The sequence below is a fragment of the Bacillus sp. Root920 genome (assembly GCF_001429445.1).
Classification (GTDB): Bacteria; Bacillota; Bacilli; order Bacillales; family Bacillaceae; genus Bacillus; species Bacillus safensis.
The window spans coordinates 258718-280404 of the sequence record NZ_LMJV01000001.1; the positions used below are offsets into that span (position 1 = coordinate 258718).

The 21687-nt window shown below is 41.8% G+C and carries 18 protein-coding genes; 13 read left to right on the forward strand and 5 right to left on the reverse strand.

Translation table 11 applies throughout. The features are described 5' to 3' along the window. Window positions 1–63: 63 nt before the first annotated feature. Window positions 64–2151 (forward strand): BglG family transcription antiterminator, encoded by a 2088-nt coding sequence (locus ASE42_RS01040; protein WP_056765182.1) that lies wholly within the window; start codon window positions 64–66, stop codon window positions 2149–2151. A 16-nt stretch (window positions 2152–2167) separates the two neighbouring features. On the opposite strand, the gene ASE42_RS01045 is transcribed toward ASE42_RS01040, so the two are convergent. After that, window positions 2168–2776, reverse strand: coding sequence for a class I SAM-dependent methyltransferase (locus ASE42_RS01045; protein WP_024427340.1), 609 nt, complete (start codon window positions 2774–2776; stop codon window positions 2168–2170). A gap of 156 nt (window positions 2777–2932) precedes the next feature. Between ASE42_RS01045 and ASE42_RS01050 the strand changes: the two genes are divergently transcribed. Then, window positions 2933–3802: an SDR family oxidoreductase gene (locus tag ASE42_RS01050; protein WP_024425561.1), complete on the forward strand. Its 870-nt coding sequence runs from the start codon at window positions 2933–2935 to the stop codon at window positions 3800–3802. 294 nt (window positions 3803–4096) lie between these two features. Further along, window positions 4097–4519 carry a pyridoxamine 5'-phosphate oxidase family protein gene (locus tag ASE42_RS01055; protein ID WP_056765186.1) on the forward strand — a complete coding sequence of 141 codons (423 nt, stop codon included), beginning with the start codon at window positions 4097–4099 and terminating at the stop codon, window positions 4517–4519. A gap of 618 nt (window positions 4520–5137) precedes the next feature. Here the strand turns inward: ASE42_RS01055 and ASE42_RS01065 are convergent. Next, on the reverse strand, window positions 5138–5320 hold the full coding sequence (locus ASE42_RS01065; RefSeq protein ID WP_056765191.1) for a hypothetical protein: 183 nt from the start codon (window positions 5318–5320) through the stop codon (window positions 5138–5140). A 13-nt stretch (window positions 5321–5333) separates the two neighbouring features. Further along, on the reverse strand, window positions 5334–5552 hold the full coding sequence (locus ASE42_RS01070) for a hypothetical protein (RefSeq protein WP_056765195.1): 219 nt from the start codon (window positions 5550–5552) through the stop codon (window positions 5334–5336). 158 nt (window positions 5553–5710) lie between these two features. On the opposite strand from ASE42_RS01070, the gene ASE42_RS01075 reads away from it, so the two are divergent. Then, window positions 5711–7960 (forward strand): hypothetical protein, encoded by a 2250-nt coding sequence (locus ASE42_RS01075; RefSeq protein WP_235566656.1) that lies wholly within the window; start codon window positions 5711–5713, stop codon window positions 7958–7960. A gap of 76 nt (window positions 7961–8036) precedes the next feature. On the opposite strand, the gene ASE42_RS01080 is transcribed toward ASE42_RS01075, so the two are convergent. Together ASE42_RS01080 and ASE42_RS01085 are read right to left on the reverse strand one after the other, a co-directional pair. Continuing rightward, window positions 8037–8333, reverse strand: a complete 297-nt coding sequence (locus ASE42_RS01080; protein WP_008347156.1) for a DUF3817 domain-containing protein — start codon at window positions 8331–8333, stop codon at window positions 8037–8039. Between the two features lie 129 nt (window positions 8334–8462). Beyond that, window positions 8463–9137, reverse strand: a complete 675-nt coding sequence (locus ASE42_RS01085) for a GntR family transcriptional regulator (protein WP_056766804.1) — start codon at window positions 9135–9137, stop codon at window positions 8463–8465. Window positions 9138–9290: 153 nt separating this feature from the next. Between ASE42_RS01085 and ASE42_RS01090 the strand changes: the two genes are divergently transcribed. The 9 genes from ASE42_RS01090 (at window position 9291) to ASE42_RS01130 (ending at window position 21620) form a co-directional block, all read left to right on the forward strand. Then, window positions 9291–10118: an AraC family ligand binding domain-containing protein gene (locus ASE42_RS01090; protein ID WP_056765201.1), complete on the forward strand. Its 828-nt coding sequence runs from the start codon at window positions 9291–9293 to the stop codon at window positions 10116–10118. Continuing rightward, complete coding sequence (locus ASE42_RS01095; RefSeq protein WP_056765206.1) at window positions 10108–11040, forward strand: DMT family transporter; 933 nt, start codon at window positions 10108–10110, stop codon at window positions 11038–11040. Before ASE42_RS01090 ends, ASE42_RS01095 begins: the two co-directional genes overlap by 11 nt. 98 nt (window positions 11041–11138) lie before the next feature. Beyond that, complete coding sequence (locus ASE42_RS01100) at window positions 11139–12194, forward strand: tartrate dehydrogenase (RefSeq protein ID WP_056765209.1); 1056 nt, start codon at window positions 11139–11141, stop codon at window positions 12192–12194. A gap of 72 nt (window positions 12195–12266) precedes the next feature. After that, window positions 12267–14453, forward strand: a complete 2187-nt coding sequence (locus ASE42_RS01105; protein WP_056765211.1) for a DNA topoisomerase III — start codon at window positions 12267–12269, stop codon at window positions 14451–14453. Between the two features lie 197 nt (window positions 14454–14650). Continuing rightward, window positions 14651–15733, forward strand: a complete 1083-nt coding sequence (locus ASE42_RS01110) for a glycosyl hydrolase family 8 (RefSeq protein WP_056765214.1) — start codon at window positions 14651–14653, stop codon at window positions 15731–15733. After that, the gene (locus tag ASE42_RS01115) at window positions 15714–16565 is read left to right on the forward strand and encodes a GGDEF domain-containing protein (RefSeq protein ID WP_056765218.1); all 852 of its coding nucleotides are present in this window, start codon (window positions 15714–15716) and stop codon (window positions 16563–16565) included. Before ASE42_RS01110 ends, ASE42_RS01115 begins: the two co-directional genes overlap by 20 nt. After that, window positions 16555–18267: a DUF2334 domain-containing protein gene (locus ASE42_RS01120; RefSeq protein WP_056765222.1), complete on the forward strand. Its 1713-nt coding sequence runs from the start codon at window positions 16555–16557 to the stop codon at window positions 18265–18267. The genes ASE42_RS01115 and ASE42_RS01120 overlap by 11 nt, the downstream gene beginning before the upstream one ends. A 37-nt stretch (window positions 18268–18304) precedes the next feature. Continuing rightward, window positions 18305–19528: a glycosyltransferase family 2 protein gene (locus tag ASE42_RS01125; RefSeq protein WP_175579069.1), complete on the forward strand. Its 1224-nt coding sequence runs from the start codon at window positions 18305–18307 to the stop codon at window positions 19526–19528. Between the two features lie 4 nt (window positions 19529–19532). Further along, window positions 19533–21620, forward strand: coding sequence for a cellulose biosynthesis cyclic di-GMP-binding regulatory protein BcsB (locus tag ASE42_RS01130; RefSeq protein ID WP_056765226.1), 2088 nt, complete (start codon window positions 19533–19535; stop codon window positions 21618–21620). Window positions 21621–21687: the final 67 nt, after the last annotated feature.

The following is a 21687-nucleotide window of genomic DNA, read 5'->3' on the forward strand; positions in this document are numbered from 1 at the left end:
TCGTTGAAAGCGTTTTATATTAAGGTGTGACAATAGACCTATTTATGCAGAAGGAGGCATTTCATGTACATAACGGCACGAGAACAGAAAGTCATTAAATACATCATTCAGCAAAATCGTTATGTCACCATTCGTGAGATAGCCGATTCTGTTCAGGTAAGTACTAGAACGATCCATAGAGAACTAAAATCTATTAAACCAATATTGAAAGATTATCATCTTTCATTAGATAAACAACCGGGAAAAGGCTTGAAGGCAGTCGGCGAACAGGAGGATAAACAGCGGCTTCTTGCTCATATGTCAAATGAGGATCAAATCGAATATAGCTCAGATGAACGAAAGCTCTTAATTCTATGTGCGCTGCTTGAAGCGAAGGAACCGGTGAAATTATACACACTCGCAGCTGACTTGCAGGTAACAAATGCGACGATCAGCTATGATTTAGATGAACTAACGGAGTGGATTGCTCCATACGGTTTGCAGCTTATCCGCAAGCGCGGGTACGGCATTGAATTAAAAGGGCCGGAGGAAGCAAAACGAAAAATTGTCGGCAATCTCATTGTTGACCGGCTCGACATTCAATTATTTTTAGAAACGATTGAAATGAATATCAAACATCGAACGAAAGCAACGGAAAAGGTGTTTGGCGTTGTCAGCAGAGGACAGCTGCTAAAGGTAGAAAGGCTGCTCTTTCATTTGAAAGATCGACTGTCACTCTCATTATCTGATAGTGCCTATATTGCACTTGTTGTTCACTTAACCTATGCCATCGAACGTATTCAGCTTGGGGAAACCATTCGAATGGAAGAGGAAGAGCTGCTGGAATTAAAGCGGACGAAGGAATTTGAATCATCACTTCGAATGGCAAGGGCGCTTGAACGCATGTTTAATGTGGAGATTCCTGAAGCGGAGGTCGGATATATGACCATCCATCTTCGCAGTGCAAATCGCAGCTTTGGGGCAGAATACCGTATTGATGAAATTGAGCTGGATATAGCGCTGAGAACGAAAAAGCTCATTGATTTTATTTCAAATAAAACCGGCTATCATCTCAATGAAAATGATTCATTGTATGAGGGGCTCGTGTCTCATCTTGAGCCTGCCATGAACCGTCTAAAGGAAAAGATGAGAATCTATAATCCGCTCACACAACAAATAAAAAAAGACTACTTTTTGCTGTTTATGGCGATTGAAGAAGGAGTCGAGCGTTTCTTTCCAGAGATTGAATTTCCAGAGGATGAAATCGCCTTTCTTGTGCTTCACTTTGGCTCAGTGCTTGAAATCAAAAAAGAAGAAACAAAAATTCATGCGCTCGTTGTTTGCTCAAGCGGGATTGGTTCCTCGAAAATGCTCGCCTCCCGGTTGAAAAAAGAATTGCCGGAGATCGCCAAATTCGATCTATCCTCCTTGATGGAGCTAAAGGAAATCGATGCATCAAGCTATGACATGATTGTCTCGACCGTTCCAATCCCATATGAGCATATCGATTACATTATGGTCAGCCCCCTTTTAAACGAGGATGATGCCATGCGTGTGAAGGCTCATATTAAACGGAAGATTCCTTATATCATCGAGAAAAAAAGAACAAAAGAATCTCCTAAAGAATTGGTGCAAGAAACCGTGGATATGATGGCGGTTGCAGAGCAGGTGGCGAATTATATGTTTGTGATTCGCAGCATTCTGTCCCATTTTACCATCGAAAAAAGAAAGACGATGCCGCAGCATGATGAAACCATCAGGCAGCTGCTTTGTCAGCTTGAAGAGGAAGGGTGTATCATACATGCGGATGATGTAGCGGGCGGCCTTTTGGAACGTGAACAGCAAGGCGGCTTAGGCATACCTGGCACTGAGTTTGCTCTTTATCATTTAAAGCATGCATTCATCAAGGAACCAATCTTTCATATTTATGATCTTGATCAGGCATATGAGGTTAAAAGCATGGATGGCGGGCAGCAGCAGATGTCACGAATGCTCATGATGCTGGCGCCGCAAGAGCTTGGCAAGGAAGGGTCAGAAATGTTTAGTCTGATCAGTTCATCCATCATTGAAAGTGAAGAAAGCATGGCGCTTTATGGACAAGGAACAAAGGAAGACATTGAACTGAAATTACATCAGCTTTTCTATCAATTTGTCAAAGAGGCAAAGTGGTAAGAAAAAGGCCGAGAGCTTAGTCGCTTCTCGGCTTTTTTGCTGTGACACAGACGGCAAGGGTAGGACGAATTTCTTCATACTCAATAGAAAATTGGTCAAACCCGGCAAACTGCAAGTCGTTTAATATGTTTTCACCCATCTCTTTTGTCCGATTTGCATCAGCTCCTTTTTCTCTTGGCTGCATCACAATAACGAGTGTTCCGCCTGGTTTCAAGGTGTGATAAAGATTGAGTAAGCCCGTTTTTGGATCATCCCAAATCGTAAAATTGTTAACAGACAGCACTTTATCATACTGCTCTCCGGGAAGACGTGTTTTCTCGATTTTTCCGACATACAGCCGAACCTGTTTGTCTTTTGCCCGTTTGCTGACGCGTGACTGTGCTTGCTCCTGCATGGTGGAAGAAGCATCAAGCCCATCAATGTGAAGATCTTGATAATGCTTGAGCATATGTTTAATACTGTAGCCGGGTCCATAGCCAATTTCTAAAATGTTTTCACCATCTGTCAAATCTAAGTGGCGGATGGCCCACTGATTCAATGCTTTATTTTCATTTGCCATAATGAGTCCAGCAATGCTTCCGAGCCAGCCTTTTGGTCTGCTAAAGGTTTTCGAAATAGACAGCATGTGAGAACGCTCCTTTTTGATGATCATGTAACCGATTTTTCCCCTCTTCAAACATGCTGATTTTCGGGAACACATCTGAATAGCTTCATGATGTTTGAGTGAAAAAATGAGGTGGTAATGAAAGGATACATCAACAAATCAAGGAGGAGCTTACACATGGATTTACGTGAATATTTAACAAATGGCATTCCGCGCCAAACGCAGGATCAGCAGCCAGGCAGTGAAAGAGAAATGAATCCAGCGCCGATCTTTGAGGATGAATCATATCAAGGTTCTGGCAAGCTAAAAGGAAAAGTGGCACTGATTACAGGTGGAGATAGTGGAATTGGACGGGCAGTATCTGTTGCCTATGCAAAGGAAGGTGCACATGTTGCCATTGTGTATTTAAATGAACATGAGGATGCAGAGGATACGCAAAAACGTGTAGAACAAGAAGGCGTTAAATGCTTAACGATTGCAGGAGATGTCGGTGACGAAGCCTTTTGTGAGAAAGCAGTAGAAAAAACAGTTGAAGCCTTTGGTCAATTAGACATTTTAGTAAATAATGCGGCTGAACAGCATCCGCAAGAACGTATTCAAGATATTTCGAGTGAACAGCTTCACCAAACCTTTAGAACCAACTTCTATTCCTATTTCTATTTTACGAAAAAGGCACTGGATTATTTAAAACCGGGAAGCTCCATCATTAATACAACATCAATTAACCCATATCGGGGTAACCCAGTGCTGATTGATTATACGGCGACAAAAGGAGCCATCAACGGCTTTACGCGTTCTATGGCACAATCGCTTGTGAAAGATGGGATTCGGGTGAACGGTGTAGCGCCAGGTCCAATTTGGACGCCGCTCATTCCATCTACATTTGATGAAGACAGTGTGGAAAGCTTCGGCGCAGAAACCCCAATGGGAAGACCAGGACAGCCTGTTGAGCATGTCGGCTGCTTTGTCCTGCTGGCTTCTGATGAATCGTCTTATATGACAGGACAAACACTTCATGTAAATGGCGGTTCCTTTATGAATACATGATCTACCGCGGCACCGCCCAGCTTTGATTGGGCGGTGTTTTTAGTATTTCTTGCGATTTTTCTGCACAGATATGACAGACCATACGATAATGCCTACAACAACTGCCGCAATGACAAGTGAACTTAAATGGAACATCGTTTCATGATGCATGTTCAATTTCTCCCTTCATTGAACCTGTTTTCTATAGCATCAGCCAGAAGGTCGCTTTTTATGAAAAACACATTTCTTTGTTTAATGAATGGGCTGTCGTGGAAACCTACGAATACGGATGAAATTTTGAAGGAGTGAAACGATATGTCTCAAGAAGAATTAAAACAAAAGGTATTAAACCTATTAGATGAACAAAAGGTCGGGACACTAGCGACTGTTGAGCAGGATAAGCCGCATACCCGCTATATGACTTTTTTCCATGAAGGGCTGACGTTATATACACCAACGAGTAAAGAAACACATAAAGCAGAAGAAATTGAAAAAAAACCGAATGTTCATATTCTTATTGGATATTCAGGCGAAGGATTCGGTGATACTTATGCAGAGATTGCAGGCACCGCCACATTAACCGATGATCGGGAACTGATCGACCGTCTTTGGTCTGATGAGATGAAGAAATGGTTTAAAGGAAAAGAGGATCCGAATCTAGTGATTCTGAAGATTGAGCCAACCTCCATTCGTTATATGAATGAAGGAAGCCGTACACCAGCAGAATTATCACTTTAACACTTGCGTAAGCAGGGGGAATGTGTTATAGTTTTATATTAGTGTTGAAATAAGCAAATAAATAAAGAAAGTAAACTTTCTTTTTTCTATGACATAATGAGAAGCAATAGAGCTTCTACTTGATAAGAACGAGACGCTGTCAAAGCGAACAAACTTATTCTTTTCCTTCTGCACCCGCCCCCTATAAAAGCGGAAGAATGGAAAAAAGACGTTTTGATTTACAATTCACACTGGCGCGGCTTCGGAGCCGTAAGGACGAATGAGAGGTAGGGCTTTCGTTGTCTTGTTATCCAGAACTTCCATGGCGTTTACTTTCAAACGTAGGTTCACTCGGAACACATATGACACACTGATATGATCGAATCTTAATTCATACACTCCGTAACGGAGATTAAACATTGATTATTTATTTGCATGAAAAGAGTAAGGAACAGGCTGCCATCTATTTGGCAGCCTTTTTCATTGGGTCAAACAATAGGAACCCGAAACCAATAAGCCAAAGAAAAGGGAAGATGAAGATACAAACCAATCGCATAGCGTCCGCCCCAAAAGGGTTTGACATTAACAGCAGACCGATAAATGCACAAATAATCAGAGTGAATAAAGCGAGCTTCATGATCATTTACTTCGTCCTTTCTTCTGATACTGCCAAATCCGCTCAATAAAAAAGAACATGACCGCAAACAAAATAGAAAACATGAACATGTCCAGCAGTGTCACGCCTCTATTTGGGTGCACAAGACCAAACCAAACGAATTGCAGCACAAAAGAGATCGCAAAACATAGAATCAATTTTTTCATCATTGTCCTCTTTTCACTTCTTTTTTTGACCCTTAAGCCACATCAGCCAAATGATGAAGGAACCAATCACACATGAGAGCAAAGTGACAGGCGGCAAGGTGTGCCAGCTAGTCAGCCCCTTTACAAAACACATATAAAAAAAGAAAATGGAAATGGATACGAGTACCCATTGCTTGAACCAGCGAGGGACACGCAGCCAAGCTGCTAGAATGATTGATGATAGCTTATCCAATGAGATAACTCCTTTTTTGAATCTGATTGGATTTTATCGTAAACAACAAAGTTTGTAAAATATGGATTTTAGAGGCTTTGATGGTATTCTTCTAGCATGAAACATTTTCGCTGTACTGACGTATAAGTGAAAGGAACCTCATGAAAGGAAGCGATCAAGTGAAAAGAGTACCAGTCATCTTCCTCAGATATATTGTCTTCTTTATTCCAGCGATCATTCTCAGTGTCTTGGTGTGGAACCATTACCAAGATGATTTGTCAGATGGGAAAGTAACAGAGTATGACGTCAAAGGAATGTTTACATTTGATGAAGGAAAACGAGTGGTGAGTGCTGTATCAAAAGACCAGCAGCTCCATTTTGCAATGTATGATCCTCAATCAGGAAAAAGAATCAGTGAATGGACCACAGAAAGTGATACGTTTCATGAAATGCTGCCATCCATTCAAGGAAACAATCTCTTACTGGCTTTAAAAAATAAAGACGGAAAGCTGTTGATCGAGAAACTAACACCAAGCGGAAAAAAGAAAGAGCTCGTTCAAAATAACCTGCAGATTCCCTCATTTTTAAAAACGAATACATACCAATGGAATGGACGGCTCGTATTTACAGGAGAAATGGAAGGCGCTGCTGCGGTCATCGGTGAGCTGAAGAATGGTCAGTTTCATGTGCACAATCTGAACGACCTAAAGCTGCCAGCAAGACCCGTTTCCATCGATGTCGTCATGAATTCTTTTAGAGGGCAGACGCCAATTCCTATATTTGAAGTAACTTTGAAAAATGATCAGAAGGCGTATGTCAGCGGAATCTCAAACGAGAAGCATCAGCTTGGGGTTTATGTCTCCAAAAACGCTGAACCGTTTAGCCTCATTAAAGATAAAGTGGAGAAGCAGCTAGCAAAAACAATCGGAACATCCCAAAACTTTGCCGTCGCTGTCGAATCTAACTATCCAAAAAGACCAAGGAAAGTGAATGCAGATGGAGGGCTTGGTGAAGTCGTCCCAACACCAAAACCGATTTATCAAACCTTTATCTACCAGCTTAATGAAGAAGAAGTTCTTCTTGTAGGCTCTACAGCAAAGGACGAAGCAAAAGGCAAACTGACTGGTTATATTTATAACCATCGCACGAATAAGGTGACGTCTGTCAGCAAGCTTTTTCAGTCGTTTTCATATGAAAATTTAAACCGAGAAGGACTATTTTTCCATAAAAATGTGAAAAGTGATTGGATCTATTATTCATTCGAAAATCAATTAACGGGTGCATTTGAGACGAAAAGCAAACAGCTAAAGGAATTTCCTTTGCAGAAGGTCATCTCAATCGAAAACGCAAGCCCTGCTCACCAAACATCATTTGACACCTTTATGCAATATGTCATGAAAGGCGGACCGCTCATTCTCAACTGGGCAATATGGCTGTTTATTCCATTGCTGTTATTTGTACTAGCCATCTTCCTGCCGCCGATTTTGAGATTGGTGAGAAAGAACAAGATTAAGGACAGTGTCACATTAGAAGCCAATATTGTGTCTGTTAAAGAAACGGGCACCTACATCAACGAACAGCCAGTTGTCAGCATGCGGCTTCAATTTGAATATGAAGGGCAGCGTATAGAAAAGACGGTTAAAACAGTAGTATCCTACACCCAGATACCACAGCCAGGCCAGCGTATCGCCATTCTCTATAATCCGCAGAAGAAAAAGGCGATGCTCTTAAAAGAAGGTGACTTCTCGCAGCCAAGTGAGCCAAAGTTCATCAAAGGCGCTGTTTTAAGAAATATAGAATCATATGGAACCGTAGGACGAGGCACTGTCTTATCACTCACATTTGAATTGGATCAGAAAACGTATATCATTCCAATGATTCAAGCCGCTGGTTTTGAATTTACAACAGGAGAAAAAGCCGATCTCGTCGACATCAACGGCCAGCTCAAAATAGCTGCCTATGGCTATGAAATTCGGAATCGATCGGGGAAAGATGTGACGTTAACAGGAACGATCCAGCGTGTGAAGCAATATCCAATTGCCATCCATGAACAAAAGCCTATTCAGCTCGATGTGACGGTTACAAACGGAGATGAGTCCATCACAAAAACGGTCAGCCAGTTTATCCCTGATCATATGCAGGTCGCAGCGGGCACTCAAATCACGATCCAGACAAAGAAAGAAGAGCTGGATAGAGAAATGGGTCTCATGCAAGAGAAACAAGGAAGTGCAAAAGTGACCAATGTTGAATTTGCGGGCGTCATCGGCAATCTGCCGTTAGCGATCATTCAGGTTGAGAGAAATGGCATGGTGTATGAAGTGAAACAGCCAATTGATCCAATCACTAGCGTCTTGCCTGGTGATGAATTATGGGTGGCGTATCACGACATGACGCGTCGAGCAGCCATTGTGAAATATGCATCAATATAAAAAAGCGTTCCTTTATCAGGACGCTTCAGCGTGAAGAACTAGGGGCTAAAACGAATGTCGTTTCAGCCCTTTTTGATTAAGCTTTTGTATCATATTGGCGGAGCACCTTATCGTAGGCGAAGTTACCGAAAGGAATGAAAGCCGCAAAAAAACCAGCGATGGACCATTTCAAATGCCAGCGAACTTTAAAAGTCACATATGCCAAAATGAGCATATAGATGACAAACAATGCGCCGTGAAGAGAGCCTACAATAGTGACTGCCATCGGAATATCCGCAAAATATTTTAGAGGCATGGCAATTAAAAGAAGGGTTAAAAGAGACATACCCTCAATAAAACCCGCCTGTCGAAGACGGCTAATACTTGTATGCATATACAAATCCTCCTGTATAAAAGCTAGTTTCTCATCTTCTAATATAAACGAAAGATCGTCTGGACATGCTGAAATCTACGAAAAATTCAAAATATGTTCATGGAATGCTTAAAAAATGGGAAAAGTCCTTTACTCTTTGTTTGTTTTAGAGAGTACTTGCTTTAAGTGCATGACATCATGTAATAAATGCTCCCTCATTGCTTGAACCGCTTCTCTGGAGCGGCGCTCTTTTATTTCAGAATAGATGGCTGTATGCTCCCTTTGAATGGTTTCAGCACGGGCCCCGCCGCTAAAATGGAAGATGCGGCAATAGTGAATGAGTGCATTCACGTGATTCAATTGTTTGGATAAACGGTCATTGTGACTCGCTAAAATGATTTTTTGGTGAAAGGCTTCATGTAACTGGACGATCTCTTTAGATGGCAGCTGCTGCTTGATCGCTTCGCCTGCCTGCGTGAGAACCTGCTCAATTTCAGCCATTTCTCTTTGCGAGGCTTCCTTACAGGCAAGCTCAACAGCAAGTGTTTCTAAGGCCGCCCGAATTTGATAAAGCTCCTCAACATCTTTTTCTGTTAACGTATAGACGGAATAGCCTGAGCGATGATCCGCGATTAAAAGCTCGTCTTTCTCTAACAGCCTCATGGCCTCTCTTACCGGTGATCGGCTTACGCCAAATTGCTTGGCAAGCTGTGTTTCATTGATGCGCTCCCCTGGTTGAAACTGGCCATCAAAAATCATTTGCTTCAGCTGTTCATAAAATTGTATGTGATACGGTGCTGGTTTTTCCAACTCGAATGAATTCATTCCATCGTTCCCTCTTTTATACATCATCTTTTGTCTCATGTTATCCAAGTTCTTCCCTCTAGGCAAGCCTGCATCGAAAAGTCAATATCGTACAATCCAAGAGAAAAAGGGTGTGCTACACTTATGATCAGTTCAGTGAAAAGAGGGATCGACATGAACACACAAGAGGAACGAACTGTACATTTTGATCAAAACTTGCAAATAGAAGCGTATCGCTTTCATGGCATTATGCAAAAATTCCCGAATCATTTTCATACATATTATGTGATTGGATTTATTGAAGATGGTCAAAGACGTTTGATCTGTCAAAATCAAGAATACATCATTGAAAAGGGTGATATCCTTCTTTTCAATCCGTATGATAATCACGCATGTGAACAAATTGATCACAGGACACTCGATTATCGCTGCTTAAATATTGAAGCAGAGGTGCTAGAGAAGGTCTTTCAGCACAAACCGCATTTTAAAGCCCCTGTGTTTTCACAAAGTGAACTAACAAAGCCATTATATGATCTACATCAAATGATCACAGAAGAAGCTCCTGCTTTGAATAAACAGGAAACCTTCTATTTCTTTATGAAACAATTGATTGAAGCCTATGCTGATACATCAGAGGAAAAAGCATCACCCGCACGTGCCAACGAACAAAAAGTCCAAGACGTACAGCAATATATCGAAACACATCTCACGGAAAATATCTCGTTAGATGACTTAGGTGAGCTTGTGTCCATGAACAAATATTCATTGCTGCGTGCTTTTACAAAGTTCAGAGGCATCACGCCGTATCGTTATTTACAGACAGTCAGGGTGAACTATGCGAAGGAGCTTCTTGCCCAAGGAGTAAAGCCTGTAGATGCGGCTGCCTCTGCTGGATTTTCTGATCAAAGTCATTTGAGTCATTTCTTTTCAGAATTTATTGGGCTCACGCCAGGACAGTATCAGCAAATTTTTGCAAAGCAGGTAACTGCTGATGAAAAATAAACAGCTGCTTGGTCATTTGGCGGCCATGTTCACCATTTTTTTATGGGGATCTACCTTTATCTCTACCAAAATATTATTAACGGCTTTTTCTCCAACAGAGATTTTATTTTTCCGTTTTTTTATAGGGTACTTGGCTCTGATGATCATCTATCCAGTCACCATGAAGGTGCGAAGTAAAAAGCATGAAGGGATGTTTGCGCTGGCAGGTTTATGCGGTGTGGTCTTATATTACTTTTTAGAAAATGTCGCACTTACTTATACATTCGCTTCGAATGCAGGTGTCATCAGCTCCGTTGTCCCCTTCTTCTCCTTTTTATTGGCTTATTTTTTATTAAAAGATGAGCCGCTGCACAGCCGGTTTTTCATAGGCTTTTTCATCGCAATGACGGGAATCGTGCTGATCAGCATGAATGGAATGACCACGTTTCAATTGAATCCACTCGGTGATGCGTTAGCTTTAACGGCCACCATCGTTTGGGCATTCTATTCCATTTTATCGAAGATGATCAACCAATATGGCTACCATATCATTCAGGTAACAAGGCGTGTCTTCTTTTACGGACTGCTATGGATGATTCCACTGATCTGGCATTTTAAAATTCGTTTAGATTGGGAACGATTGACGAATCCATCGTTTGCCTTCCACTTGCTGTTTTTAGGCGTCTTTGCATCTGCTATTTGTTTTCTGACATGGAGCTTTTCCGTGAAGACGATCGGTGTGGTGAAATCAAGTGTGTATATTTATGGAGTGCCCATTATTACGATGGTCATTTCAATAATCGTTCTTCACGAGAGATTGACCCCCATGTCTGCGCTTGGAACGGCACTGACCTTAGGAGGTTTGCTGCTTTCAGATAAAAAAAGTACGGGAAAAAAGAAACAGAAGCCCCGTATGCTGATGCAGGATAAAAAGGCGCTTTGATCAAAAAAGCGTCTTTTATCCATTGTAAGAACAGACACTCTCTAGTAAACTCGAATTAAATGGTCGACGGTCGACCGATGACGAAGGGGGAAAAATCAATGAAGCATGTTTCGATTGCAGCAATACCAGGAGACGGGGTTGGAAAGGAAGTTGTACCTGAAGCCATCCGAGTTTTGAAAGCGATATCAGATGTGCATGGCGGTCTGTCTTTCACCTTTCAGGATTTTCCGTGGAGCTGTGAATATTATTTAGAGCATGGCGAAATGATGCCAAAGGATGGATTGGAACAACTGAAAGCCTTTGACAGCATTTTCTTAGGGGCAGTCGGAGATGCCAATTTAGTGCCGGATCATGTATCGCTTTGGGGATTGCTGATTAAAATTAGACGTGAATTTGAGCAGGTGATTAACGTGAGACCTGCAAAACAGCTGAGCGGTATTCGTTCCCCGCTTGCTCAGCCAAAGGATTTCGATCTTCTTGTTGTAAGAGAAAACGGTGAAGGTGAATATAGTGAAATCGGAGGCCGCATCTATCAAGGGGAAGATCAGATTGCCATTCAAAATGCTGTTTTCTCCAGAAAAGGGACAGAGCGAGCCATGCGCTTTGCTTTTCAATTAGCAGAAAAAAGACGAAAGCATGTGACAAGTGCAACCAAATCGAATGGAATCGTTCATACAATGCCATTTTGGGATGAAGTGTTTCAAGACGTAGCAAAGGATTATCCAGAGGTGACAGCAGACTCGCAGCACATTGATGCGCTCTCAGCCTTCTTTGTGACAAGACCAGAGAAATTCGATGTGATTGTTGCCAGCAATTTATTTGGCGATATTTTAACTGATCTTGGGGCTGCGATTATGGGAAGTATTGGCGTGGCGCCTGCCGCCAACATCAATGTGAATGGCAAATATCCATCCATGTTTGAGCCTGTACACGGATCAGCCCCAGACATTGCAGGAAAAGGAATCGCCAACCCAATCGGTCAAATTTGGACCGCTAAACTCATGCTTGATCATTTCGGTGAGGAAGAACTGGGTACACACCTGCTTGAAATCATCGAGTCAGTCACAGCAGACGGCTTTTTAACGGCAGACATCGGCGGGGCTTATCAAACACAAGAAATCACAAACGAAATCATCACGCGCTTGAAGAAATAATCCGTCATTAGAACCACATCTCCACGTCTGCTATAATAAAAGGATGGATAGAAGAAAGAGATGTGAAATCTAGTGTCAAAAACAGTTGTATTAGCAGAGAAACCTTCAGTAGGACGTGACTTAGCACGTGTGCTGAAGTGTCATAAAAAAGGAAATGGTTTTTTAGAAGGAGATCAATACATTGTAACGTGGGCCCTTGGCCATTTGGTCACACTGGCTGATCCAGAAGGCTACGGAAAAGAATTTCAATCCTGGCGTTTAGAGGATTTGCCGATCATTCCAGAGCCGCTAAAGCTTGTCGTCATGAAAAAGACAGGCAAACAATTTCAAGCAGTAAAAGCACAGCTTGCAAGAAAAGATGTAAAAGACATTGTCATCGCAACAGATGCTGGACGTGAAGGGGAGCTTGTCGCAAGATGGATTCTTGAAAAAGCGCATGTGAAAAAGCCCCTAAAACGACTATGGATCTCATCTGTTACGGACAAAGCCATTCAAGAAGGCTTCAAACGACTAAAAGACGGCAGAGAATATGATAATCTGTATCGCTCAGCGGTTGCACGTGCAGAGGCAGACTGGATTGTAGGGATCAACGCAACAAGAGCGCTGACGACCAAATTCAATGCACAGCTTTCCTGCGGACGGGTACAAACACCAACGATTGCCATGATCGCCAAACGAGAAGAAGACATTCAGCAATTCCAGCCAAAGCCGTTTTATGGAATGACTGCACAAGTAGATGGACTTACCTTGACGTGGCAGGATGCCAAAACAAAGCAAAACCGCACATTCCAAGAGAATGTCATAAAAGAGCGTTTGGCAGGCTGCAAAGGAAAACCAGCAGTGATCGATGCATTGAAAAAAACAGCGAAAAAAGCTTTTGCTCCAGGTCTGTACGACCTCACTGAATTGCAGCGTGATGCGCATAAACGCTACGGCTTCTCAGCGAAAGAAACCTTGTCTACGCTTCAGCGGTTGTATGAGCAGCATAAGCTTGTGACATATCCGCGTACAGATTCACGATTTATTTCAGCGGATATCGTTCCTACATTAAAAGATCGATTAAAAGGAATGAATGTCAGACCGTACGCTCAGCATGTGAACCGCATTTTACAATCAGGCGTGAAAGCGCACAAAGGCTTCGTCAACGATGCAAAAGTGTCAGATCACCATGCGATCATTCCAACCGAGGAAGAGCTGTATCCTGGTGCATTAAGTGATAAAGAGCGTAAATTGTATGATCTTATTGCCAAACGATTCCTTGCTGTACTCATGAATCCTTTTGAATACGAGGAAACAACGGTGATCGCCAAAATAGGCAGTGAAACATTCACAGCAAAAGGAAAAACCGTGCAATCAGCCGGCTGGAAAGCCGTGTATGATGAATCCTATGAAGACGAGGAATCAGCCGAAGCAGATCAGCATCTGCCGGTACTCTCCGAAGGGCAATCACTTGAAGTGCGCCAGCTGAAAGAAACAAAAGGAGAAACGAAACCTCCTGCTCGTTTTAATGAAGCAACCTTGCTATCTGCTATGGAGAACCCTGCGGCATTTATGCAAAATCAGGAAAAGGACTTAGTGAAAACCCTTGGTGAAACAGGCGGACTAGGGACAGTAGCCACAAGAGCCGATATCATTGAAAAACTGTTCAACAGCTTCTTAATCGAGAAAAAGGGCAAAGATATTTTCATCACATCGAAAGGGAAGCAGCTGCTCTCCTTAGTGCCTGAAGGCTTAAAGTCTCCAGCTTTAACAGCGGAGTGGGAACAAAAGCTTTCTAAAATCGCAAAAGGACAGCTGAAGGCTTCTCAATTCATGAGTGAAATGAAGTCCTATGCAAAACAAGCCGTATCTGAAATCAAACAGACGAACCAAACCTTTAAGCATGACAATGTCACTGGCACCCATTGTCCGGATTGCGGAAAACTTATGCTGAAAGTGAACGGAAAACATGGCACAATGCTCGTGTGCCAAGACCGAGAATGCGGCCACCGTAAAAATGTGGCGAAGAAAACAAACGCACGCTGCCCGAACTGCCATAAAAAGCTCGAGCTGCGCGGAGAAGGCGATGGCAAAATCTTTGCTTGTGTGTGCGGTCATAGAGAAAAACTGTCTGTTTTCGAAAAACGTAAATCACAATCCAATCAAAAGAGAGCCAGTAAGCATGATGTGTCTAAATATATGAAGAAACAAAAGAAAGTGGAAGAACCAATCAATAACGCACTGGCTGAGCAATTAAAGAAATTAAAATTAGATCAATAGTATTATAAAAACCCATGCGGAAACGCATGGGTTTTCCAATGTAATCAAGCATATCGACATACTGTTTTTCTGAAAATGGGAATGTCTATGCGAAAAGACTCGTAATTTGGTATAAAATATTTATTTAAATTTAAACAGAAACAATCTATAATAAATCGTTGGAATGCTAAGAGAACGGGAGTTGAAAGGGGACACGAATGGTTACAGCCATACATCGCACGGCTATTGTTTTACTCATTGTTTTTTTATTAGGCGGATGTACCTGGGAACAGCAGAAGGAATCAGCTGATCCAGTATCACCACAGCCTGTATTGCCTGGAGAATATTTTATTACTCATCACCTCATGACAGATCAAGGCATGATTCGCACTTCATTTGCAGAGCAGCATATCTACTTATCTGAATCGCTTGGGCTTTGGATGGATTATCTTGTTCGAAAAAAAGACCAAAATTCTTTTGACCAACAATTTGGTGTCCTGCAAGATGAATTTTTACTAGACCATCATCTTCTCAGCTGGCAAATCGAATCTGATCAAAAAAGTAAGGCCAATGCCTTAGTTGATGATTTACGGGTAGTGGCGGCACTTCAAAAGGCAGATCGTTTATGGAAGAATGCAGCGTATCAAACCACAGCAAAAGAAATCGCACAAGCGTTAAAAGACAAGAATATGTATAGGGGCATCTTGTCCGATTATTATGATGCATCAACAAATCGAACTTCACACACAATCACACTCTCATATTTAGACCCAAAAGCAATCAAAGAATTGGAATCCCTCAAAATATTCACGAAACAAATGACGAGTAACCAATTGACCATTCTAAAACAAGCACCGAGAAAAAAAGGATTCTTTCCTAAATCCTATGACATAAAGAAAAAAGCCTATTCATTTGATCGAGAAATCAATATGATTGATCAACTCTATACGGCTTTACATGCCGATCGTGCAAAGGTGAATACGTCCGCGATCATGAAATGGCTTAAAACGACTTTTAAAAAAGAAGGAAAGCTGTACGGTAGATATAAACTGAGCACATTGCAGCCATCAGTGACGTATGAATCGCCTTCTGTATATGCGCTGGTCATCTTGTATGCTCTTAAACGAAACGAACCGGAATTCGCAAAAGAGGTGTATGACCGCATGAAAGAATTACAAATTCAAGATCCTCTCGAGGATTATTATGGAGGGTACATGAACGAAAAAGACACACACTCATTTGACAACTTATTGCCTCTCATTGCAGAAAGGGAGCTTTTTAATGAATCGGTTATTCAGTAATACGTATCGTTTATATTATTCTCTGCTCCTCACGTTTGCAGGTCTTATTTTATTTATGGGCTACCTTGGTGTACATGATGCAGAGAGCTTTTTGATGATCACACTGACTTTTGTCGTGTTAGGATGCGGGATTTTATTTGGCATCTTACCAGCATTAATTTTTACCTTGCTGATGCTGTTCTTTATAGGAAGTGCTATGTTCTTTACAGAGCTTGGCCACACAAATCCCTTCTTTTCCAATCAAACATTGCAGGATGTGGTGGTTTGGGGCGCAGCTCTTCTCTTTTTCGCGATTTCAGCAGGAAGCTTGCATGAGCGAATCAAGACGATGCGTCACACCATAGAACAACAAAAGCAGGCGATGAAACAATTTGTGGCGATTGACTCGACAACTGGATTTGACAATGCAGATCGGATGAAGCTGGAATTATCCGAGGAAATGAAACGGGCAGAACGCTACAAACAGCCATTCGTTTTTATCCTTCTTCATATCCATTATGCAGCGGAATTCAAATCATTATATGGAGAAAAAGAAATGCAGCACCTATTTCAGCAAACAAGTATCAAGATTCGCGAAAGTGTCAGAGAAACTGATAAGAAATTTCGATTATCCGAAGAACGAATAGGATTGCTGCTTACTCACACACCAGAAGAGAATGTCTCTGTCGTCCTTGAGAAGCTAAAAGATAAATTGCAAAAGCATGTGCTGTTAAACGGCCGTGAAGTCACCTTGACTTTTCATGTCTGTCATTTAACAAGCAGTTCGGATTATCGTACGCCAGAGCAATTTTTAGAAGAACTAGAAAAAGAGATGATGATGAATGAACTTTAATTCTATAATGAAATGCTGTTTGATGATCGCTCTTTTTTTCATTCTTTCGTTTCAATACATGGCTTCAGCCGACGCGCTTGCCAAGCCAGATACCCTGATCGTTTATTCAACAGAATCGGGAGAAGCGACTCCAGCAGTGCATATGCTGGATCTACTCGCCGGACATTTTTCCAAACAGACGACGATTGTATCTGATGAACATTTGGCTGAAAAGAAGATCAGCAAATTTCAGCAAGTTATCTATCTAGGGGAAATAAAGAGAACCTTACCGAAACAGGCCATTCGTGTAATGAACGAAGCACAGAAGATCATAGCCATTGGATACAATGCGGACCAGCTGCGCCCATTTTCCAAGCTTACTTTTCATAAACAAGAACACACGAGTCAAATCAAATATACAGATGATCCCACTTACCGTCAGCTAGAGAAAAGGATCATTGCGTTAACGGTTCAAGGGGCAGACTTGCAAAGTGAATTTCTCTTGAAGAAGCATGAAGCTGATCTTCCATTTGTGATTCAAACGAAAGAAGGTGCGGCCTATATCGGAATCTTAGATGTTGTGCAGCACAGCGAGCTTCTTGCAGAGGTGTTAGAAAAACACCTGCCTTCTTCTGATCAGCTGACCACAAAGTACTTAAAGCTTGGGAACATCAGTCCTGTCACTGACGAGAAAAAACTGCTTGAGCTTGGGCAATACGTAACGACTCGGCATGTTCCGTTTCTGATAGCGGTAACCCCTGTTTGGGTGGATCGAACAACAGGTGATGAAGTGACACTGAGTGACCGCCCGAAGCTCGTAAAAGTGTTAAAACAATTGCAAAGTAATGGAGCCAGCATTATTCTTCATGGATTTAGCCGTACGTATCGAACAGAGGATTCTGGTCAGGACTTTGAGTTCTGGGATGCAAAGAATGATCAGTCCATTACGTCAAATGACCCAAAAAAAGCCGAGAAGAAGCAAAGTGAAAGCCATTTTTCGAATGAAAAAGACTTCCATGCTTATACGAGATCGAATCAGCAGCAAGAAACCATCTATACAGAAGAAAAACTGACAAAAGGTATTGAGTTTCTTGCGCAGCAAGGTCTCTATCCACTGGCATTCGAGGTGCCGCATGATGCCATATCTCAACAGGGCTATGAAGTGATATCAAGGCATGTGTCCAGTCTGTTTGGACAGGTACAGCTGTCGGACCATACGTGGAAAACAGCCGGTGCTCCACCACTCGTGACGAAACCCGCCATGCTTCATGGTATGACCTTATATCCTCAGCAATCAGTAGAGCCAGCGTCTGACCAAGAAGGTTCAAATATTTTAATAGAACAAAAGATTCAATCCATCCAGCATCTTCAATCAGCCGCAATCGGGCTGTCCTATGATGTGGAATCCGGAATAACTGGATTGCAGAAACTAATGACGCTGATGGATGCAATTCCTTCTAGTGAATGGCTGGATTTAAAGAAAACAAAACAAACAGTCCAAACACCACATGTACAAATCAAAACATCAGGGAATGGACATATTCAAGTAGAACAATCCAATAGAGCAGAAACCAAAACAGTTAAACGAAGCGGCATGGAAAATATGCTGCGAATTCTAACAGTCGTGGTGATGCTGTTTATTGCGGCATTTGCTTTTTACACATTGTATTTAAGGCTGACAATGAAAAAACGAATTTTTAAGGAGAGAAAATTAGGTGGCTGATGTCTTATTTTATCTTTCATTAATATTGATTTGGATCATGCTCCTATACCACATGTTTCTCATGCAGGGCGGCTTTCAGCACTACCTGACCTACGAAAAAGTGCTGCCTGAATGGACGAAACAAGGGAAAGAGCTGCCGACCGTCAGCATTCTAATTCCTGCTCATAATGAAGAAGTTGTCATCCGGCAAACGCTAAAAGCAATGGTCCAGCTATCCTATCCTAAACATCTTCTTGAAATCATTGTGATTAATGACAATTCCTCTGATGGCACGGGGGACATCGTGCAGTCATTCAGTGAGCAATATGATCATGTCCATATGATTGAAACGAAGCCGCCATTTGCAGGAAAGGGAAAATCCACTGCACTGAATGAAGGCTTAAAGGCTTCAACAGGAGAAGTCATCTGCGTATACGATGCAGATAACATGCCTGAACAAAAGGCCGTCTATCATTTGGTTCTTGGTTTATTGAATGACCCGAAGGCAGGCGCTGTTGTCGGGAAATTCAGGGTTATCAATGCAGCCAAAAATCTCCTGACCAAATTTATTAATATTGAGACCATCTGCTTCCAATGGATGGCGCAGGGCGGAAGATGGAAGTGGTTTGGTATTGCGACAATACCAGGCACCAACTTCGCCATCCGCCGGCACATTTTAGAAGAGCTTGGCGGCTGGGATGTTCATGCGTTGGCTGAGGACACTGAATTAACGATTCGAGTCTATAACCTTGGCTATGTCATTCGATTTTTCCCGGCTGCGATTACATGGGAACAAGAGCCTGAGACATGGAAGGTCTGGTGGCGGCAAAGAACGCGCTGGGCACGAGGCAATCAATATGTTGTACTCAAATTTTTAAAGCAGTTTATGAAGCTGAAACGAAAACGAATGATTTTCGATTTGTTTTATTTCTTCTTTACGTATTTCTTATTTTTCTTCGGTGTCCTGCTCTCAAATGGCATCTTTATCGTGAACCTATTTGTTGACCTTCACTTATCTGTAGGAGCTGTTGCACTGATCCTGTGGGGATTGGCCTTCTTCCTCTTTCTAACAGAAGTGATGATTACATTAAGCATTGAGAAAACAGAGCTCACCAAACAAAATATACTCATTGTGGCACTCATGTACTTCACTTATTCTCAAGTATGGATTGCGCTAGTCGTGTACTCCTTATGTGTAGAGGCAAAGAGCCGATTATTCAAACAAGAAGTGAAATGGTACAAAACCGAGCGTTACGATCAACAACAAAAGAAAAGCGGGTGACAAATTGAAATCGGTAAAATGGATGATTTTTATATTGATGATATCCCTTGCCATTCAGCCTTTTTTCATGGCGGGTCAAGCAATGGCGCAATCAAATCGAGTACAAGTGAAAGATGACTGGATTCGCTCATCTAAAGGAAGCCAGACAGAAACGCTGCATTTATCAGAAGATGTAGTGACCTTGTATGGACAAGAAGACCGCACTGAATTTTCCTATCAAATAGAGAAAGAAAAAGTAGAGTCTAGCATCCTTACATTGAATATAGAGGCTTCACCATTACTCATTTCGCCATCTTCGTTCACTGTCATGATCGATGGAGAGATTGAAAAGACCATTCCCGTATCAGGGAAAAACCAAAAGAAATCAATTCAAATCAAATTGAGCAAATCGCAATTGAAAAAAGGTTCTCATCAAATTCAGCTCGCATTTTATGGCGTGTTAAAAGAAGGTGTGTGTATCAACCAAGAGACACCTGCCAACTGGCTGAAAGTATATGCTGAAAGTGAGCTGGCTTTCAAAGGAACTCAAACGAAAGACGTGACGTTAGACAGCTTCCCTTCACCTTTCATTCAAACAGGTGATCAGAAAGAACAAACAGATATTGTGATTCCAAATTCACCGGAAGCAGCTGAATTAGAAGCGGCTATGAAAGTATACCGTACGTTGAAAAACAAAGACCGCCAAGCAGACCTCAAAATCGTCCAAGAAAAGGACCTCAAGAAAATCGCGCATCCAACGATTGCTGTTGGAGCAAAAGGAAACTGGGAGGGACGAGTGAAATCGATCGAGCAAGCTGCGAAAATGAAAACAGCAAGCAATCAGCTCACATTAGCGGTGAGAACCTTGTCAGGAAAGGAAAAAGAACAGCCTATTTTATTTGTCACTGCTAAGCAGCCAAAAACAATTGCTGAAAAAATCAATGTCCTAACTCAACCAGAACTGACTGGTCAGCTCACTGGTAGCGATTTACTGCTTCAAAAGGTTACGGCTAAAGCATCAAAACCATCTCATCAAATTCGTTTAAAAGATTTCGGTGGAGAGGATGTCACAGTTGGAACCAAGAAAACGTCGTCTGAACATTACTATTATCCGAAGGCATTGATCGCTAATCAAAAATCAGGTGCAAAGCTAAATCTATCATTTAAAAAATCTGATATAGCGAACAAAGCGGAACGCTTAACAGTCATGATCAATAACGAACCGCACGATGTACCATTAACAAAACTAGGAAACAAAGATGAGAATGGATTCTATCATGTGTCAATTCCAGTAGATTCACAAGTACTCCAAAAGAACGAATATATTGATTTGCAATTTGTTACTACAGGCTTTAAAAACATGGAATCCTGCAGACATACGGATGAAGAAGGCTGGATTTACATTGATAAGAACAGCTCTCTTCAAATACCAGAAGGTACGACTAGTGATACACCGGATTTAGCCGCATGGCCGCTTCCTTTCACATCAAAAACGCAGCAAGGAAAAACATTGATCGTCATTCCAGATCAAATCAAGCAAGAAACGATCAATCAAATGGCGATGCTGACAGAATCATTTAGTCAGCCGGAAGCTGCCCAATATCATTTGATCAAAGCTTCAAATGTGACAAATGATCAATTGAAAGATCACTCTCTCATTTTCATCGGGGGCATTCAAACGTTCTCTCTTTTAAAAGAAAAGGCAGACGATCTCATCGTTCCAGTGAAAAAGGATCAGTATGATGTATCCTCCTTTGGCATGATCAACGAAACGACTGCTCGTATCGTATGGACGCAGCCATCTGTATGGAATAAAGAACAGACAATGACCGTCTTTTCAGGAATGAATGCAGCTGACGCTGATCTTTCACATGAAGTGCTTCATTTCCTGCAAACAAATACGGAAACGGCAACAGTCGCAATCGGGAGCAAAAACAAAGACATGTTCTCTAATCATCAAACGGTCAGCAGCACAACAAATGATCTCCAAAAAGATGAAAAGCAAGGCATCGATGATTCTTGGATTTACTTTGCATGTATCGCTGCGCTGATTATTTTTGTGGTCGGGCTGATTATTTATTTCGTGCGAAAAAACCGCAAAAAGACTGATTGATAAACGATCAAAAGACCTTGAAAAAATGTCTTTACTTTGGTGTCAAACGGGAGTATGATCTCTTTTA

What these genes read in the sequence shown, in the direction of transcription:
- ASE42_RS01040 (WP_056765182.1), top strand. Translation starts at nt 64, where the DNA reads ATGTACATAACGGCACGAGAACAGAAAGTCATTAAATACATCATTCAG.
- ASE42_RS01045 (WP_024427340.1), bottom strand. Translation starts at nt 2,776, where the DNA reads ATGCTGTCTATTTCGAAAACCTTTAGCAGACCAAAAGGCTGGCTCGGA.
- ASE42_RS01050 (WP_024425561.1), top strand. Translation starts at nt 2,933, where the DNA reads ATGGATTTACGTGAATATTTAACAAATGGCATTCCGCGCCAAACGCAG.
- ASE42_RS01055 (WP_056765186.1), top strand. Translation starts at nt 4,097, where the DNA reads ATGTCTCAAGAAGAATTAAAACAAAAGGTATTAAACCTATTAGATGAA.
- ASE42_RS01065 (WP_056765191.1), bottom strand. Translation starts at nt 5,320, where the DNA reads ATGAAAAAATTGATTCTATGTTTTGCGATCTCTTTTGTGCTGCAATTC.
- ASE42_RS01080 (WP_008347156.1), bottom strand. Translation starts at nt 8,333, where the DNA reads ATGCATACAAGTATTAGCCGTCTTCGACAGGCGGGTTTTATTGAGGGT.
- ASE42_RS01085 (WP_056766804.1), bottom strand. Translation starts at nt 9,137, where the DNA reads ATGAATTCATTCGAGTTGGAAAAACCAGCACCGTATCACATACAATTT.
- ASE42_RS01090 (WP_056765201.1), top strand. Translation starts at nt 9,291, where the DNA reads ATGAACACACAAGAGGAACGAACTGTACATTTTGATCAAAACTTGCAA.
- ASE42_RS01095 (WP_056765206.1), top strand. Translation starts at nt 10,108, where the DNA reads ATGAAAAATAAACAGCTGCTTGGTCATTTGGCGGCCATGTTCACCATT.
- ASE42_RS01100 (WP_056765209.1), top strand. Translation starts at nt 11,139, where the DNA reads ATGAAGCATGTTTCGATTGCAGCAATACCAGGAGACGGGGTTGGAAAG.
- ASE42_RS01110 (WP_056765214.1), top strand. Translation starts at nt 14,651, where the DNA reads ATGGTTACAGCCATACATCGCACGGCTATTGTTTTACTCATTGTTTTT.
- ASE42_RS01115 (WP_056765218.1), top strand. Translation starts at nt 15,714, where the DNA reads ATGAATCGGTTATTCAGTAATACGTATCGTTTATATTATTCTCTGCTC.
- ASE42_RS01120 (WP_056765222.1), top strand. Translation starts at nt 16,555, where the DNA reads ATGAACTTTAATTCTATAATGAAATGCTGTTTGATGATCGCTCTTTTT.
- ASE42_RS01125 (WP_175579069.1), top strand. Translation starts at nt 18,305, where the DNA reads ATGCTCCTATACCACATGTTTCTCATGCAGGGCGGCTTTCAGCACTAC.